Annotated in this window: 14 protein-coding genes; 5 read left to right on the top strand and 9 right to left on the bottom strand. The window is 60.5% G+C overall.

The features are described from left to right. Nucleotides 1–8: 8 nt before the first annotated feature. Together BLU67_RS12480 and BLU67_RS00555 are read right to left on the bottom strand one after the other, a co-directional pair. Nucleotides 9–977, bottom strand: a complete 969-nt coding sequence (locus BLU67_RS12480; protein WP_176780638.1) for a glycosyltransferase — start codon at nucleotides 975–977, stop codon at nucleotides 9–11. Between the two features lie 23 nt (nucleotides 978–1,000). Beyond that, complete coding sequence (locus BLU67_RS00555) at nucleotides 1,001–2,302, bottom strand: nucleotide sugar dehydrogenase (RefSeq protein WP_092560929.1); 1,302 nt, start codon at nucleotides 2,300–2,302, stop codon at nucleotides 1,001–1,003. Nucleotides 2,303–2,409: 107 nt separating this feature from the next. On the opposite strand from BLU67_RS00555, the gene BLU67_RS00550 reads away from it, so the two are divergent. The 3 genes from BLU67_RS00550 to BLU67_RS00540 all read left to right on the top strand — a co-directional run bounded on the left by BLU67_RS00550 (nucleotide 2,410) and on the right by BLU67_RS00540 (nucleotide 5,734). After that, on the top strand, nucleotides 2,410–3,702 hold the full coding sequence (locus tag BLU67_RS00550; RefSeq protein ID WP_092560927.1) for a lipopolysaccharide biosynthesis protein: 1,293 nt from the start codon (nucleotides 2,410–2,412) through the stop codon (nucleotides 3,700–3,702). A gap of 10 nt (nucleotides 3,703–3,712) precedes the next feature. Then, complete coding sequence (wecB, locus tag BLU67_RS00545) at nucleotides 3,713–4,786, top strand: non-hydrolyzing UDP-N-acetylglucosamine 2-epimerase (protein WP_092560925.1); 1,074 nt, start codon at nucleotides 3,713–3,715, stop codon at nucleotides 4,784–4,786. A 192-nt stretch (nucleotides 4,787–4,978) separates the two neighbouring features. Beyond that, complete coding sequence (locus tag BLU67_RS00540; protein ID WP_092560923.1) at nucleotides 4,979–5,734, top strand: D-glucuronyl C5-epimerase family protein; 756 nt, start codon at nucleotides 4,979–4,981, stop codon at nucleotides 5,732–5,734. Here BLU67_RS00540 and BLU67_RS00535 read toward each other — a convergent pair. Genes BLU67_RS00535 through BLU67_RS00520 form a run of 4 tightly spaced genes read right to left on the bottom strand, consistent with a single transcriptional unit; the run spans nucleotide 5,731 to nucleotide 12,243 of the window. Beyond that, on the bottom strand, nucleotides 5,731–7,632 hold the full coding sequence (locus tag BLU67_RS00535; RefSeq protein WP_315971766.1) for a DUF6541 family protein: 1,902 nt from the start codon (nucleotides 7,630–7,632) through the stop codon (nucleotides 5,731–5,733). The genes BLU67_RS00540 and BLU67_RS00535 overlap by 4 nt on opposite strands. 60 nt (nucleotides 7,633–7,692) lie before the next feature. Next, nucleotides 7,693–10,035, bottom strand: a complete 2,343-nt coding sequence (locus BLU67_RS00530; protein ID WP_092560919.1) for a glycosyltransferase — start codon at nucleotides 10,033–10,035, stop codon at nucleotides 7,693–7,695. Nucleotides 10,036–10,039: 4 nt separating this feature from the next. Then, nucleotides 10,040–11,131: a glycosyltransferase family protein gene (locus BLU67_RS00525; protein WP_092560917.1), complete on the bottom strand. Its 1,092-nt coding sequence runs from the start codon at nucleotides 11,129–11,131 to the stop codon at nucleotides 10,040–10,042. A gap of 11 nt (nucleotides 11,132–11,142) precedes the next feature. Further along, the gene (locus BLU67_RS00520; protein WP_092560915.1) at nucleotides 11,143–12,243 is read right to left on the bottom strand and encodes a glycosyltransferase family 4 protein; all 1,101 of its coding nucleotides are present in this window, start codon (nucleotides 12,241–12,243) and stop codon (nucleotides 11,143–11,145) included. 131 nt (nucleotides 12,244–12,374) lie between these two features. Here BLU67_RS00520 and BLU67_RS00515 point away from each other — a divergent pair, with 131 nt between their 5' ends. Next, nucleotides 12,375–13,958, top strand: a complete 1,584-nt coding sequence (locus BLU67_RS00515) for an asparagine synthetase B family protein (protein ID WP_092560913.1) — start codon at nucleotides 12,375–12,377, stop codon at nucleotides 13,956–13,958. A 56-nt stretch (nucleotides 13,959–14,014) separates the two neighbouring features. On the opposite strand, the gene BLU67_RS00510 is transcribed toward BLU67_RS00515, so the two are convergent. From BLU67_RS00510 to BLU67_RS00500, 3 genes are read right to left on the bottom strand one after another with little or no spacing between them, the layout of a single operon-like run. Beyond that, entirely contained in the window at nucleotides 14,015–15,001 is a 987-nt protein-coding gene (locus BLU67_RS00510) for a Gfo/Idh/MocA family protein (RefSeq protein WP_092560911.1), read from the bottom strand. 2 nt (nucleotides 15,002–15,003) lie between these two features. Beyond that, nucleotides 15,004–16,107, bottom strand: coding sequence for a DegT/DnrJ/EryC1/StrS family aminotransferase (locus tag BLU67_RS00505; protein WP_092560909.1), 1,104 nt, complete (start codon nucleotides 16,105–16,107; stop codon nucleotides 15,004–15,006). Continuing rightward, complete coding sequence (locus tag BLU67_RS00500; protein ID WP_092560907.1) at nucleotides 16,104–16,703, bottom strand: acyltransferase; 600 nt, start codon at nucleotides 16,701–16,703, stop codon at nucleotides 16,104–16,106. The genes BLU67_RS00505 and BLU67_RS00500 overlap by 4 nt, the downstream gene beginning before the upstream one ends. Nucleotides 16,704–16,766: 63 nt before the next feature. On the opposite strand from BLU67_RS00500, the gene BLU67_RS00495 reads away from it, so the two are divergent. Further along, nucleotides 16,767–17,447, top strand: a complete 681-nt coding sequence (locus BLU67_RS00495) for a glycosyltransferase family 2 protein (protein ID WP_092560905.1) — start codon at nucleotides 16,767–16,769, stop codon at nucleotides 17,445–17,447. Nucleotides 17,448–17,454 lie beyond the last annotated feature (7 nt).

The following is a 17,454-nucleotide window of genomic DNA, read 5'->3' as shown; positions in this document are numbered from 1 at the left end:
GCGGATTATTAGCCATTGGCGGCCTCGTCGCGCCCAAGTAATCCAGCCGATCGTTGGACCTGCTTCACGTCTTCGGCTACCGGAGTGTTGGCGAGGACAACCTCGACCGGTGTGGGAGCTTCGGTCGCGTCGTGCAGCCCTCGGTAGGCGTGCTTGAGGAGAGTTCTCTTCTGGCCTGATGCGTAAAGCGTCTGAATCCAGCGCAGCACGGACCTGCCGCCATAGAGTGCCTTTTCGACAGGGTCGAGGGCGCTGGATCGCGTGAACAGCCAGATCTTGTTGCGGACCTCGTTATAGAAGCGAGCGCCCGGATCGGTCTCCGACGCTCCGAACGTGCGTGTGAGGTGGAGGACCTCAGATGCGGGAACGAACAGTCCGACTCGGTGACGCAAAAGTCGGGCGGTGTACTCAAAGTCGTCGTTCCACAAGAAGAAGTCGGCTTCGGGTAGCCCGTCTTCCCACACGGCGCGCGCGTCGAGCAGGATGGAGACAAAGGATGCCGACCGGATCTGGCGAGTTCCGATCGCTTGCGCTGCCGCGACGAGGTCACGGCTCGCGCCGGGCCGACTGCGGGGCGTGTTCATGGGGTGTTCGCGCCCGTCAGACCACACGGCACGAGAGGCGAGGATTGCCGGAGTTCCGGGGTAGGACTTCCGTGCTGCTAGGAGTGCTTCGAGCGCTCCCGGTGTGGGGATGGTGTCATCGTCCATCACCCACACCAGATCTGCCTGATGCGTAGCTACGGCCCGCGCGATACCGGCAGCAAAGCCGCCGGCTCCCCCGAGGTTCTCATTCATCGCCACGACCTCAGTCACGACGTCGTGCGCTCGCGCCAGATCGCCAGAGCCGTCGGTTGAGGCGTTATCTATAACCACCACGCCGTCGACGGGCCGAACTTGTGCCGCTAACCCGTCAAGAGTCTGGGCAAGCAGGTCGCGGCGGTTGTACGCCACGACAACAGCAACTACTGAAGTCATGGTTATCTTTCGAAGGTGGCCTCTTACTCGCTCGCGGCGTCGCCGATAACCAGGCGCGGCGTTCCGGCCCACTTTTCGGGATCGGTCACGCGACGGCCGTCAAACAGCAGCTTGACGCCCGGGAAGTCGGCTGCCGAGATCTCGCGGTATTCCGGATGGTCTGCCTGAACAACGACGGCGTCGATCTCTTCGCCGAGGTGGTAGGGCTGCCAGCCGAAGCCTTCGAGCTCCTCGTCGGAGTACATCGGATCGTGCACGGATACCTCGGCGCCGCGATCGCTGAGCTCGCGCACGGTGCGGAAGACGCCAGAAAACGCGGTCTCCTTTACCTTTCCTCGGTAGGAGGCGCCGAGCACAGCCACGCGAAGATTCGAGAGATCTCCCAGCACGTCGTCCATACGGCGGACGACGTAGAGCGGCATCTCCGCGTTGAACTGGCGAGCCGTGCGAACCACTGAGGCGTCGGGATCCGTCGAGAGGTAGAGCCGGGGGTAGACCGGGATGCAGTGTCCACCGACGGCGATTCCGGGCAGGTGGATGTGCGAGTACGGCTGCGAGTTGCAGGCCTCGATGACCTTGTTGACGTCGATGCCAACCTTGTCTGCGTACACCGCGAACTGGTTCGCGAGGCCAATATTGACATCGCGGTAGGTAGTTTCGGCGAGCTTTGCCATTTCGGCGGCTTCCGCGCTTCCCATGTCCCACACGCCGTTGGGACGAGGCAGGTCATCACGCTCGTCGAAGCTCAGGACTGCTTCGTAGAACTCGATCGCCTTCTTCGTGCCTTCCTCGCTGAGCCCGCCAACGAGCTTGGGGTACTTGCGAAGGTCTTCAAAGACTCGCCCGGTAAGGACGCGCTCCGGTGAGAAGACAAGGTGGAAGTCCGCGCCTTCCTTCAGGCCCGAGCCCTCTTCGATGAGCGGGCGCCAGCGGTTACGGGTAGTGCCGACGGGAAGCGTGGTCTCGTAGGAGACGAGCGTGCCCGGCGTCATGTGCTCGGCGAAGGATCGCGTGGCGGCATCCATCCAGCCGAAATCGGGCTTCCAGGATGCGTCGTCGACAAACAGGGGAACCACGATGACGATGGCGTCTGCGCCGGGAATAGCGTCGGCGTAGTCCGTCGTCGCGCGGAGTTTTCCGGCGGGGACGAGCTCGGAGAGCTTTTCCTGCAGGTGCGCTTCGCCCGGAAAAGGCTCCTTCGCATCGTTGATTGAGGCTACGGTCTGTTCGTTGACATCAACACCGATGACTTCGTGTCCCGTGTCCGCGAACTGCACTGCCAGCGGCAGGCCGATCTTTCCCATCGCAACTACGGCAATACGCATCTGCGTTTCTCCTCAACATAGGTATGGCGATCATTGCCAGTGTAGCCGGACATACGTCCGTGAGCGGTAAGGTCTAGAAAGCACTAGGAATCGAGGATGGAGTTGGTGTGCGCGAGCGCTGGCAGGCACTGACCGGCAAGTACCCGCTACTTGTCTCCATTACGACGTTGCTTTCCGGCACTGTCGTCGCCCAAATCATTAGTTTGCTTTCGGAGCCGATCGTCGGCCGTATTTATACGCCCGAACAGACCGGCATTTTTCAGTCATTCCTCGTCATCCCGCTGACGATCGCAGCCGTCGCCGCGCTGCGCTATGACATGGCGATCATGCTCCCGCGCGATGAGCGCGAAGCCCGCCTCCTGCTGCGCGCCTCCCTAAGCATCATCGCGATTCTCGGGGCACTCACGTCGCTGACGACGTGGGCATTTCGTGAGCAGATCGCCACTGCCATGCACGTGCCCGAGGTGGCGCGTTGGCTGCCGCTGACGGGACTCGTCGTCTTTATTTTGGGATCGATTAATGCCGTGACCTTTTGGCTTAATCGGACGGTCGATTACGGCGCTATTTCCCGCAACCGCGTCATTGCTGCCGGAGGGCTCGCCGGTTCGCGTATCGGAGCCCACTACGTGGGGTTGGGGGGCACCTTTGGCCTGGTGTGGAGCCAAATCTTGGCGCAAGGCGCTGCCCTGTCGCTGCTCGTGTACCGCGTCCGGGAAGCTATTTTTTCTCGCTCCGAAAGTCCCACTCCCCTTTCGACGCTCCTGAAGCGCTACAAGAAAATGCCGCTCCTGAATGCGCCCAACGCCCTCATTGACGCATTCCGACTCAACGGCGTCATCGTGCTTCTGGGCGTTGCCTACTCGTCTGCCACCGTCGGCCAGTTCAGCAAATCGTGGGCCCTCATGATGGCGCCCGTATCCCTCATTTCGGGGGCGATTTCGCAGGTCTTCTACCAAAAGTTTGCAACGGCCAAGCGCGGCGAGCTCACCAAGTTGGTGCGCACCTCGGTCATGGTGGCCCTCGGTGCGGGCGTCATTCCGTTCGCGATCTTGTTTTTTATCACACCGTGGCTGATCCCCACCTACATCGGGCCGAAGTGGGAGCTCGCGGGCCTCATCAGCCAATCCCTCATACCGTGGCTTTTCGTCATGGTCGTGACGTCTCCGATCTCGACGGTTTTCGTCGTCGTCAATAGCCAGCAGTACATGTTGATGTTCTCGATCGCCTACGCCATCGTGCCGATCGCCCTCATTTACACCCTCGGCCCCACTCTCGATATTGTGCCGATGGTCCAGACACTGTCCGCCGCCATGAGCGTGATGTTGATCCTGCTCGCGCTGCTCACCCTGTGGGTCGCCAGGCGATTCGACCACGGGGCCCAAACCTATTTGGACGCTTAGGATGAGCCTTATGAAGATTCTTTCCGTTGTTGGAGCTCGCCCCCAATTCGTCAAACTGGCCCCAATTGCCAAGGCCATGACGGCGGCAGGAGTTGACCACCTTATTTGCCATACTGGCCAGCACTACGATCCGATGCTGTCGGATGTCTTCTTCGACGATCTCGGTATCCCGAAGCCCGATGTCCACCTCGGAGTTGGCTCTGCCAGTCATGGAAAGCAGACAGGTGCCATCCTGGCCGCCATGGACGATGTCCTGGCGGAGCACCAGCCGGACTGGGTCCTTGTCTACGGGGACACGAACTCCACCGTCGCGGCTGCCCTTGCCGCGGTCAAGCAGCATATTCGGGTGGCCCACCTCGAGGCGGGGCTGCGGTCGTTTAACCGCCGCATGCCCGAGGAACACAACCGCGTTCTTACCGATCACTGCGCCGATCTTCTCCTCGCCCCCACGACGGTCGCGGCCGAGCACTTGACGCATGAAGGTCTGGGCGATCGTACCGTCGTCGTGGGCGATGTCATGACGGATGTTCTCTACCAGGTGCGCGATGCGGTGCAGGGACGCCCCTCCCCCATCGCTACCGAGTTGGACTTGAGCGCTGGCAGCTACTCGCTGGCGACGATTCACCGCCCCGATAACACTGACGATCCGGAGCGCTTGTCGGCGATTCTCGATTCCCTCGCCGCCGTCGATCACCCAGTGGTCCTGCTCGCGCATCCGCGACTTGTGGCGAAGGCGAAGGATCACGGTCTGGAGCTCACTCGCGGGAACCTGCTGTCGCACGCTCCGCTCGCCTATCCCGATCTCGTGGCATCGTGCTTGGCATCTCGCGGAATCATCACCGATTCTGGCGGGCTGCAGAAGGAGGCTTTCCTGCTGCGGGTTCCGGCAACGACGGTTCGCCCGGAAACCGAGTGGGTGGAGACCGTTGACCTCGGCTGGAACATTCTCGTCGAGCCGGGCGAAGCACTGACCGCCGCTGCCATGCGCCCCCGACCCGCTGACACCGATGCTCAGCCCTATGGTGACGGGCATGCGGCCGAGCGCGTCGTTGAGGAGATTCTCGACAAGGATATGAATCAGTAGTATGCGCTTACGCTGGATCCCCCCCTCGCTGCCATAATCTTCTCTCTCAGTGTCCTCACCGCTTGCAGCAGCGAAGAAGACTCCCCTTCGTATCGGATCAATGTTGAAGCGACACACCCGTACTCCCGGCAGCCCGGAAACATCAGGGCATTGACACCAGCTGAGAAACCTCGAGATGCTGACGGAATCGTCATGTATCTGGATAAGAAATCGGGTGAAAAGTTTTACCATCCGGTATCACTCTGCTGGGAAGTTCTAGCTCTATTGGGGTCATTTGAGCAGAACCATGATCAGATGTATCTCGATTCTGCGATTCGACATGCGAATAAGTTGGCAGACGTAGGCGAGTATCACGAGGGTGCATTGTGGTTTCCCTATCGGTTCGACTACGCAATGAACCACGATCCTGCAATGGCGCTACCGAACCCCTGGTACTCAGGCATGGCTCAAGGAATGGCACTATCAGTCTTTAGCTGGCTACACGAAATCACGGGAGAGAATTCCTGGAGGAAACTGGCGGACGCAGCGTTCAAATCGTTTGATCACTCGGTGAGCGAAGTATCAACAGAATCCCCTTGGTTCGTATATTCCCCCGATTCCGAGACTGTTTGGTTCGAAGAATATCCGGGAACCGGTGAGCCGTCTCATGTCATCAACGGCCATATCTACGCGGCCTTCGGACTTATCGACTACTACAGGATCACTCACAACGTGGAGGCAGCGAAACTATTCAGTTCTGCGGCTCAAACCGTCTCGAGGGCATTCAATGACTATCGGTTCGAGAACGGTGCTTCATACTATTGCGCTGCAGAATACTGCAAAGATCAGGACATGCGCCCCGGGACTTACCACACCGGCGTCATCCATCAACTCGGGGTACTGGCCCGCACGACGGGAAAGTGGGAGTTTTCTCTCCAAGCGGATCAACTGAGAGCCGATCAGCCCTAATCATTGCAGGCGTCGATGCGGTAGAGCACTGCCGTCCCGCCGCGAGCGATTTCCGTGAACCCTTCCGATGTGTCGACGCCATACAGCCCCGGGCGTAGAGCATCGGTGTATCCACCGTTGTAATACCGGGCCTCATCGTCATAGAAATATGCGATGTCGTACTCGTTCAGCAGATCGCACACGAACGGATCGGAGTCGATCAGGCGGAAGCGCTGAAGGAGGAAAGCGTCATCGCCCTTCGTCGGATAATTCGGATATGGCCAGACGACGTCGATATTCGACAGTGGCTGGAGGAGAGCCGCGCCAGCTGCTGGGTCACCAATCACATAGGCATCGGCCGGGAGAACGTTCCCAGCTGCCCGAATCATGGCAATTTCTTCCGGCGAAGCTAGGTAGCGGACATTGTCTTCCTTGGGGTGGAAGGTCGTCTCCGTGTCGTTGCCTACGCCCTTAAAACCATAGATCGTCGTGCAAAGTACGAGCACCATGGCAAGCACAGACTCGACCCGCGGGGCGTTCTTCCATGACCAGCGCTCCCCGGCCCACCCAGCAATCTCGTAGAAGAGATAACCAGCCATCGGGACGAAGTAGATTGCCGCGGCGAATTCGGCCCGGTTGGGATGGTTGTAATACAGCGCCGTGAGATTCGAAACGCCCTTGATCGGCAGATAGCTGGCGACGACGATCAGCCACTGCGAAAACCACGCGAGCAGGAGCGCATACTTACGCTTCTTCCACAGCAGGACGATACCCGCGGCCGTAATAATGCAGACGCCGAGATAGAAGAGCACCGCATAGGCTCCGCCGCCGGGCAGGAACATTGCCGTCGAGACGAACAGTTTCCGCGGAATCCCACTCCAGTCGACGTTGGGGAAGCGGCCAAAGTAGTAGCGCTGGGGTCCCGGCAGAATGATGAACAGATACGCTGCCGCCACGAGGGCCGCCGCTAGGAGAACGGCACCGATGCTCCGCTTTTTCTCACCGCGGTGGATGCCGACATATCCCCTGCGTAGGAGGGTCGCGACGACGATCACGAAGATCGGGAGGGATATCACCAAAAGCACCGACGGATGCACGGCGAAAATCCCGAATAGCGGAAGCGCAAATATTGCGAGCGTTCGTAGGACGCGACGGCTCTGCAGTGGCTGGAGCTCGGGCACTATCGCCGCCAACAGGCCCGGGATAACCGAAAATGCGAGCACGAACGGCCACAGGGTCGTGGCGAGTTGGAGGCGCAGAAGCGCCAGCGGCGCGAAGGTCGCCGCAACGAGGCCCCAGACATATGCGCGGCCAGTATCCGCAACGACGACTGTAAAGGCGGCGGTACCGAGGAGGAAAAGCGCTGGCGTCACCACCAACATGGCGTTGACAACCGACAGAGCATCCATCGGCCCAACCGTGACGAGTGACAGCAACGCATGCCACGTATTGGGGTAGAACCACGGGGTCGGATCGACCCCGGCCATGGTGGCATTAGAGAGCAGCGGGGAGGCTTCGCCCGTTTTCTCCATCAACCAGAGTTGGTTGTAGTGATAATTCGAGTCCCCACCCTGCACGGGAAGCGTGGCATCCGAGGTAAGAACGATGGGAAGAATAACGATAAGCCAGACCACCGCTGCAAAGCCGACGTAGCGGTAGTCGCGAGCGTTCTTCCATGCGTCCCACGAGGTGTGCCAGGTCCCTTCCACTGCCCGGCGGATAGTCCAAGCAATCCCGGCAACCAGCAGTGTTGCCCCGATAAAGGGGATGAGTCCCCACGTAAACGGTAGGAGCGGTTCGAGGAAAGACAGGACCGCAACGACGCCAAGCGTCCACGCGGGTGCTTGGGCTACCGCAAAGACTGGGCGGGTTCGCGGCATCGCCGCGATGACGATCAATACTCCTGGAAGCAGGACCACCAGAAGGATCGAAATAATTTCAGGTGCGAGCCCAACCCACGACGAAGCCAAATTCCGTTGTTACCTTTCCGGTTGCGCGAGGTCGAGCACAAACCGTGCCACATCCTGACCCATTGCTGCCATCGATCGTTTGTCTTCAACCCAGGCAGCCCGATGGAGTCTACCCTCTGAGTCCTCGGACAGGGCAAGGCAATCCTGCAGGGCATTGGCCACAGACTCCCGGGTGTAATCCGCAACCAATCCCAGGTCGTGTACCGTGATGTCGTCCCGCGCTGGACCCGGTCCGGCGTAAACCACCGGAGTGCCACAGGCGAGGGCCGTCAGGACCTTTGTGGGGTAGGCGAAGTCGTAGCCGAGGCCCGGAACGATAGATACGAGTGCACCAATCGCGCCGCGCTGCCACTGTGCCGCCTTCTCTGGTGTTACCGGATCAACGACCACAACCGGCTTTTCGCCGTGTCGATCGACGAGCTCGGTTGCCAGTTCATTGATTCGCGCCAGGCTCGATCCGCGTGCCAGGAAGACCATCTGGACCTCTGGGTGGGAACGCAAGACATCGTCGAAAGCTTCAACGAAGAGCTCCGCGCCCTGCCACTCGGATGCAGTTCCCGCGTAGATGAAATACGGATGCACGACTCCCAATTCGGCGCGTTCCTCATCCGGGACAACAGGGCCGTCCGGACGGAAGATCGATGTGTCAGCACCATTGGGGCTTACTTGGATGTTCTTTCCACCAAGCTCGCGGACGCGATCCGCAACGCCTTCCGATACCGCGACGACACCGGCCGCACCCGAAATCGTGAACCGCTCCATCGCCCGCACGGCCTTCACGACGATGTCGGGGGCTCCCGTACTCTCGGATGCGTCGGACCAGACGTCGGCGGCGTACCAGATGTAGGGGAAGCGTTTGATCATCGAGACGAGCCGCATGACGGTTCCCGTCGTTGGCGGCGGCTCGATGACGGCGATATCGGGCTTCGCCCTGACGAGACTGCGCAGCATCGCCTGAATATCGAACGACATGTACGGGACATATCCGCGGACGTAGTCTTCCTTATCGCGCAGCACCGGCACGCGTTCAACATCCACTTCGTGGGCGAGAGCCGGACTGTTCTTCGGCGGGCGGGAAGTTAGCACCCGGACCCGCGCTCCCGCCGCACGGACCGCGCGTTCGACGGCATCGATCCGTAGCGATGCTGCGGCTGCCTCGGGAAGGTGGATTCGCGAGACAAAAAGAACATCCGCCTGGCGCCCGCGATGGTTCATGGCATCGTCATAAGCCTTCTCATGACGCTCAATGAACACACTCGATGATGAGCGTTCCCAGGCACGCTGCCGGATTTCAGCGGCGGGAAGAATATTGCCTTCGCGGGCATCTTCCACCATCGTTTCCATCGCCAGGATGAAGGAGGGCCGGTCGTCGATCGGAACAACCATTCCCACACCATCGGATGCCATGTGGCGTCCACCGGGGGTGGCCGTCGCGATACAAGGGATGCCCATGCTTTGAGCCTCTGCGAACACGGTTCCGCCGGCTTCGCGAGCGGAGAAGAGCAGGAGGCAGTCTCCCCGATTCATCTGCGCGGGCATCTCGTCGCGGCTTACCCGACCCGCAAATTCGACAGCATCCTGGCAGTCCAGGATGGAGGTAAATGCGCGGAGCTCCGCCATGCGTTCCGGGCGCCCGCCCACGATGAGTAAACGGGTGTGCGGGAACTTCTTATGTACCTCATTAAAGGCCGCGATGGTCTCTTCAACGCGTTTGTTGCGATCGAGGTGGGAAACGTGAACGAACGTGAAAACGTCATCCGATGTGTGGTGTAGAGGCTGTTCAAAAAAGGCAGCCGGTACGGGAAGACTCATGACGCCGAATTCCGGGGAGTCGTAATACTCCGAAAGTCGGGCAGCGAAATCGGGTGACACCGCGTACCGGAAATTTGCCCCGACAACGGCATCCCGGATCATCGCATAGCGGAAGCCTTTCGGATTACGAGTAAGGCTTGATGGGCGATGTTCCGTCAAACCGTACGGAACGTTCCAGTAATTAGCGAGTGCCCTGGCTACCAGAATCCCGGGAAAGACGGAGTGGGCGTGAATGACATCGGGGATTCCAAATTCTCGCTCGTAAATCTTCGCCAGGCGTTTCGCATAAACCTCGATAATCTTTCCATCACCGGGAACGATCCCCTTGGGGACCATTGGAAGATCTTGGTGAACCACCTGATCTTCCCGATCGATGGAAAAACTCCCCGGGCGGTGGTGCCATGCGGTCCTGGGGTTCAAGGCGATGACCCCGACGGTGAGACCATCCTGCCGCAGCATCTTTACCTGCTCGGCAAAAAAGCTCCCGTTAAGCGGCTGGTCGGTGGTCGGAAACCACGATGGAGTCCACAGAACATGCATCGATTTAGCTCCTGCTTTCGGTTAGCGTGCGAGCAACCTTCTGGGCACGTGCGGGCCAGCTGTGCTGGTCACGAACACTTTCACAGTGCTGGGTCACACGTGCGAGCTCCTGCGGATTATCGCGCAACCGAGTGAGCACGTCCTTGATCGCAGCAACCGAATTATCGGTAGTCCATCCGATTCCCATCTCGTTGACGAGCTTGCCTGTTAGTGCCCCGTCCGTTCCAATGATCGGTTTCCCGCGCCCGATGTACTCATAGAACTTGAAAGGCGAGGCGAACTCTCGATAGTCAAGCTGTTCGAAGGCCACGGAGCAAAGATTCGCGTCCCGATACAACACATCGAGTTCGGGGCCGGACTTATGAACAACGGTGATGCCGTGGGAGCCTGCCTCGGGATACTCGTGCGCGACAGATTCCCACCGTTTCGCATCCGTACAGATCGTCAGTCGAACACCGTCGAGTTCACTGACAGCACGAACCAAGTTGTGCATCCGATAGTGATCGCCAACGCCACCGACATAAAAAATCGATACACCATCCTGCGGTCCAGGCGAGTCGATGGTATCGCCGCCCGGCGGTAGCGCAACGGTATTCGGACGATCAAATTCCGGAAGGTACTCCCCCATTTCCAACGACGGAAGAAAAATGGTGTGGCAGTAGCGGTTATACGTGCGAAGCTCCGCGCGGTAGAGGACCTTCATGATGGATGCCAGCGGCTGTCCCACGCGATTGTCGTACTCTTCAAATTTCCAGTACAGATCGCGATAGAACACTCCCGATGGAATACCGTGCTTTTTCGCAAACCGGAATATTTCCGCGTCGAGGAATGGGTGCGGAGGAATGTGACGGGGCTCCGTGACCGACGGCGGGATCGTTGCATTCTCGGAATACATGAAATCGATCTTCTGGCCGTTTTCCACTCGCCGACGCAGCGCAGCAAATCTCTTGCGCCGCTCTGCCGCGTGGCCCGTAATGTCGAGCACTTCAAAGCCCGAATCGCGGAATGCCTGGAGCATCTTGATGGGGCGAATAGCTGAGGCAGACACCGAATCGGGATTCAGCGCATACGGTGCGTGGTAAATCATCGTGGGCATGGCGTCTCCTCTCATACGTGCTTCGCGGCAACAACCCGCTTGTACAGGTCCGTGTAGGCCTGGGCGATCGTTTCCGGATCGAATCGATTCCCTACCGTATCGGCAATGTCGCGCGCTGACAGATGAGCGGCGCGATCACGCACCGCGACGATGGCATCGGCATAGGCCTGCGGATCCTGCCGGTCGACGGTCTGGCCCACAGCTGGGTCGATGTATTCGCCTTGCCCGCCGTTCGCACCAACGACCAGGGGCCGGCCGTTGACGATAGATTCGGCAGCGGCAACAAAGAAGTTATCGGCCCGGGTAGGCCCAAAGAACATGTCCGATTCTCCGATGAAGTCCCGTACTTCCTGGGCTGACTTCGTCCCGGGGAACTCGACATCGACACCGAGAATTGCGGCGAGCTCGGTCGCTTCTGCCCGCAAGGGCCCCTCCCCCAGCCAGGTGAGCCGGGTAGCAATGCCGCGATCGTTCAACTCCTTGACGGTTCGCACGGCCACGAGGGGATCCTTGCGCTCAACAATCGCGCCGGTCGAAATGAGGCGCAGGACATCGGCGGGCTTGGGGCGTTCGATGAGCCGCGGCGGCGCCGGCACCTGGCATGGGATGATCTCGACGGGCCGCTCCCCGCGCACCTCGCGGATCGGCCGGGCCAGGAATTCACAGACCGCGACGACAACGTCGGGGAGCTTTTCCATTTTCAGCAGACCAGGCAACATCATGCGGGCCGCGCTCGGCAGCGTCTCCGGCGAGGTGATCGCCGACCAGTGTTCCGTATGGACCCACGGCAGGGAAGTCCGGGCAAAAACGAACGGCTCGATCGCGCTCAGCGCCTGGGTGTGAACGACGTCGGCGCCCTTCAACAGCGCGGGCAGCTCGCGGGAGGCGCGCAGGATCGAAAGAGGATTATTGGTATCCATGGGGATGCGGATCACCGGCAGCCCCTCGTGGTGGACGCGGAGTGTCCCGTCGTCCTCGTGCGAGGGCACAAAATGCACGATCCGGATATCGTGCCCGGCGTCGCTTAGCGCCACCGCATCCTTGACGACGAAGGCCCCCGAGCTGGGGTTTTTCTTCGTTGGGAACCAGGGGCTCACAATGACGACGCGCATTCTTTTTGTCCTCCAGTGCTTGTCCCGCAAAACCAGGCAGGCTGTCTGTCCAGACTACCGTCAGGTCGTACGATAGACGGGATACTGCGCAGGAGTTGGTGGAGTTTTGCTCCGGAATGTGATGGAGATCGATGAAACCCCATGTGACGTTCGATGTCTCGAGCTGGACCGTGATCGACCAGGAGGGGGCGACGATCTACGCGCGGGGGCGCGTGGCTCGCGAAGAGGTCCTCGATGACCCGGCAGGCGCGATCGAGGACCTGGGTGGGGCCCTCGTCGTCGTCACCGACGAACGTGTCGAGATCTTCCAGGACCGGATCCGTTCCTACCCCGTCCTGTACACGACGACCGGCGAGCTCGTCATCGGTGACGACCCGCATGCGATTGCGCGGCATGTTCCGCTGCGGCTGGCGAAGGACTCGGTCCGCGAGTTCGATGCGATGGGTTTCGTGTCCGGAACTGACACCCTGTACGAGGGCCTCGCCCAGACGCTGCAGGGAACGCGGACGACGATCGACGTCGCGACTCGTGAGGTCAGCGTCGATGACTGGGGGCGTTTCGCCTTTGCGCGCGAGCGCACCAATGACACGGACGAATTCGAGGCATCATTCTCGGCAGCACTGGACGAGGTGCTCGGCCGGCTCGTGGATGAAGCGGGCTCGCACCAGATCGTCGTGCCGCTATCTGGAGGGTTTGACTCGCGACTGCTCATCGCCTGGTTTGTCTCCCACGATGTCCGCAACGTCGTGACGTTCACCTACGGCGTCAAGGACTCACGCGAGTCCCATATTTCGAGTCGTATCGCCGCGGCGGCGGGGTATCCGTGGCATTTCGTCGAATACGGCACACCCGAGATGATCCGCCGCTGGCACGCCCCTAACCGTGCCGATTTTCTCCGCTACTGCTATGGGGGCGTCTCCCTGCCCCACGTCCAGGACTGGTACGCCCTCGAGGTGCTGATAGAACGCGGGATTATCCAACGCGGTGACATCGTCGCCCCCGGCCACACGATCGTCGGCAAGATGCACGACGAGAACCTCGTGACGCAAGCCAACACCAGCTGCGGGGAGATCGCCAAGGCGATCGCCGACAAGCACTATTGCCTCCAGGGCCCGTACGATCCGCCAGAGGCCAATGAGCGCTATCGGATGAAGATTGCGGACTTCCTGCGCGAGATGGGCTTCGACGGCACCGGCCCATCGGCCCAGTCCGCCATCGTCGGCTACAACATGCGAGAGCGGCAGGCGAAATACATTAACAATTCCATGCGCGGCTACGAGTATTACGGGCTGCGCTGGGCACTACCGATGCTCGAAAAGCCCCTGTGGGACGCGTGGAGCACCGGTTCGGTTCGGCTCACGTCCAACCGCACGTGGTACGGCACCTACGTCGAGCGGCTGTTCCGCACGTGCCTGGGTGATCGCGCGGATGACGTGCCCGTCTACCAGCCGATCCAGGTTGATGCCGAAGCGCGCAATCGCCTCAAGACGATGCTCGCGAGCGTCGGACTCCTCAATCTCGCTAACCGTGCCTACTCCGCGTGGGCGAGTCTCAATGATTCGCTCCGCCTCGACATGTACATCACCGACGATTCGCGGATGCGCGCCGCCTACGACCTCATGCGGGGCCGCCAGCTCCTCGGCTTTTGGACCTCGGCCTTCACCCGTGGGCGGTGGAGCGAGGGCGGCGACGTCGTGCTTCTCGATCGCCTCTGACATGCGACAAGGCCGCCGAGACTCCCTCGGCGGCCTTGGTCTATCGCGGTGCGCGATTAGAGGCGAACGGCCTCACCTTCGGCGGCGGACTTGAGGATCGCCTCAACGACCTCGAGCGTGCGCACGCCCTCGGCCATCGTGACGTGGTCGTTGCGCTTGCCGAGGATCGCGTCGCGGAAGTTTTCCTGCTCGACGCGCAGCGGCTCGCGCTTTTCCAGCGCGAAGCGGGTGACCTCGCCCTCGGTGACGCCGCGGAAGTTCGCGATCTGCGTCCACTCGATCGGGATCGTGCCGTTGCGGTAGAAGGTCAGATCGCCGAGCGCGGTGTCCGCAACGAGGGCGCCCTTTTCACCGGTGACGATCGTCGTGCGGTCCTTAAACGGCGAAAGCCAGTTGACCAGGTGGTTGACGAGCACGCCGTTGGCCATACGGCCCGCAACGCTGACCATATCCTCGTGTTCACGCCCGGACTTGAATGCCGTTTGCGCGAAGAGCACTTCGTAGGTCGAGCCCGCAACCCAGGCCGCCAGGTCGACGTCGTGCGTCGCCAGGTCCTTGACGACCCCGACATCGGAAATCCGGGCCGGGAACGGGGACTGGCGGCGGGTGACGATCTGGTAGATCTGACCGAGCTCGCCGTCTTGAATGCGCTTGCGCATTTCTAGCAGGGCAGGGTTGCAACGCTCGACGTATCCGACGGCGCCGACGAGCCCCGCCTTATCGAATGCTTCTGCCACGCGTCGACCAGATTCCACATCAGCCGCGATCGGCTTTTCGACCATCGTGTGGACGCCGGCCTCGGCAAGCGCGAGCGCAGCTTCTTCGTGGTAGACCGTCGGAACGGCAACCATCGCTGCGTCGAGGCCCTGATCGATGAGCGCATGCACGTCGGGCAGGACCTCAAGGTCCTTTGCCACACCAAATTTGTCGCCGGCCGGATCGGCGACGGCAACGAGGTCCATTCCCTCGGTCTCGCGGATGACGCGCGCGTGGTGGCGCCCCATAGAACCGATGCCGAGAAGACCTACTCGTAGGTTCGCCATGGTTACGCTCCCGCCTTCGCGACAGCGTTGACCGCTTCGACGATCCGCTCAAGGTCCTCTTCGCTGAGCGAGGGGTGGACGGGCAGCGAGATCACGGACTTGGCGGCTTCTTCGGTGACGGGAAGCCCAAGTCCGGGCGCGTACGGCGCAAGCGACTCGAGGCGGTGGTTCGGGATGGGGTAGTAGACCCCCGAGCCAACCTGATATTCCTCCTTGAGCGTCGTGACGAAGGCGTCGCGATCGCCGCTTTCCACACGGATCGTGTACTGGTGGTAGACATGCTCCGCACCGTCAGCGACGGGCGGAACAATGACGCCTTCGAGGTTCTCGTTCAGGAACTTGGCGTTGTCCTGGCGCTTGCGTGTCCAGCCATCGACCTTCGTCAACTGAACACGGCCAATCGAGGCGTGAATGTCGGTCATGCGGTTGTTCAAGCCGACCAATTCGTTGGCGTACTGCCGTTCCATTCCTTGGTTGCGCAGCAGGCGGACGCGGCGGGCGGTTTCGGCGTCGCCGCACGAGACCATGCCACCTTCACCCGATGTCATGTTCTTCGTCGGGTAGAGCGAGAACATTGCGAAGGTGCCGAAGGTACCAACCTTTTCACCGTTCAGGGACGCGTTATGTGCCTGGGCAGCGTCTTCGAAGAGCATCAGATCGTGCTTGTCGGCGAGCTCTTTCAGTGCCGGCATATTTGCCGGGTGACCATACAGATGGACCGGCATGATGGCCTTGGTCTTGTCCGTGATGGCCGCTTCGACACTCTTCGGGTCGAGGCAGAAGTAGTCCAATTCAATGTCGGCGAAAACCGGAGTCGCGCCCGTCAGCGCAACGGAGTTACCGGTGGCAGCGAAGGTGAAGGACGGGACGATCACCTCGTCGCCTTCGCCAATGCCCGCGGCAAGCAGCCCAAGGTGCAGGCCAGAAGTTCCGGAGTTGACGGCAACACACTCGCGACCGGAAACCATATGATCGGCGAATTCTTGTTCAAAGGCCGCGACCTGCGGTCCCTGAGCGACCATGCCAGAGCGCAGAACTTCGTCTACGGCTGCGCGCTCTTCGTCGCCGATGATCGGCTTTGCGGGCGGAATGAACTCCTTGGTCATTTGCTCTTCTCTTCCTTCAGCTTTCCATTGACGAGTTCGTAGCGGATGCCGGTCTTGGGGCAGGTAAAGATCCCTGGGGCCGTCTCTTCTAGTTTGACGCCAGCCTTCGAGACCCATCCGATTTGACGCGCGGGAACTCCCGCCACGAGTGCGAAGTCGGGCACATCCTTGACAACGACGGCCCCCGCAGCAACGGTGGCCCACTTGCCGATGGTTACCGGCGCCACGCAGACGGCACGCGCACCGATTGCCGCACCTTCCTTAATGGTCACGCCGACCGGCTCCCAATCCTCACCGGACTTAATCGATCCGTCCGGATTGATTGCCCGCGGGTTGTGATCGTTCGTCAGGACGACCGCGGGACCGATAAAGACGCCGTGGCCTAACTCGGCAGGTTCGTAGACTAGTGCATAGTTCTGGACTTTGCAGTTATCCCCCATCGTGACGCCCGTGCCAATGTAGGCACCTCGCCCCACGATGCAGTTCTTGCCCATCGTCACCCCCTCTCGCACCTGTGCTAGGTGCCACACCGAAGAGCCATCGCCAATGACGGCTTCCTCGGAGACATCTGCGGAATCTACGATTCTGCTGGCCATTAATCCTCCTAGGGCATGCGGCCGGTTGCGGACTTTACCGCTAACTCCTGCAACAATACCCCTATGAGTCCCACACCCGTAGACGATGCCTGGCTTGTCGTACCCCTGTACAACGAGGCGGAGGTCATCGGCGATGTCATCACCGAAGCCCTGCGCTTCTTTCCAAACATTGTGTGCATCGATGATGGGTCTCGAGACAACTCCGCGGAACTGGCAGCGCAAGCGGGCGCGATCGTCGTTCAGCATCCCGTCAACCTCGGTCAGGGCGCCGCGCTGCAAACGGGTTTCGACTACGTTCTCATCAAGACCGATGGCGCATACGTCGTGACCTTCGACGCCGATGGTCAGCACGATCCCTTGGAAGCCGTAGCGATGGTGGAGCGTGCCAAGAAGGACGATCTCGCTATCATCTACGGATCTCGGTTTCTGGATAAGCGAACGAAGCCTGGCTTACTGAAGCGCATCGTTCTCAAAACCGCGGCCCTCATGACCCGACTCACCACGGGGCTCAAGCTGACCGATGCCCATAACGGACTGCGGTGTCTGCGACGAGATGCCCTCTCGGGGATCAGAATTCGTCAGGACGGCATGGCTCACGCATCGGAAATCGTCTCTCAGCTCGCCCACACCAAGTTGCCGTGGGCTGAGATGCCCGTACATATTCGCTACACCGACTACTCCCGTTCGAAGGGACAGTCACTCTTGAACTCGGTCAACATCCTCGTCGACCTCATCATGCGCTAGAGAACAA

It is taken from the genome of Bowdeniella nasicola (assembly GCF_900107735.1).
Lineage (GTDB): Bacteria > Actinomycetota > Actinomycetes > Actinomycetales > Actinomycetaceae > Bowdeniella > Bowdeniella massiliensis.
The sequence above is the reverse complement of the archived record's forward strand: the minus strand, read 5'-3'. Positions and strand labels throughout refer to the sequence as shown.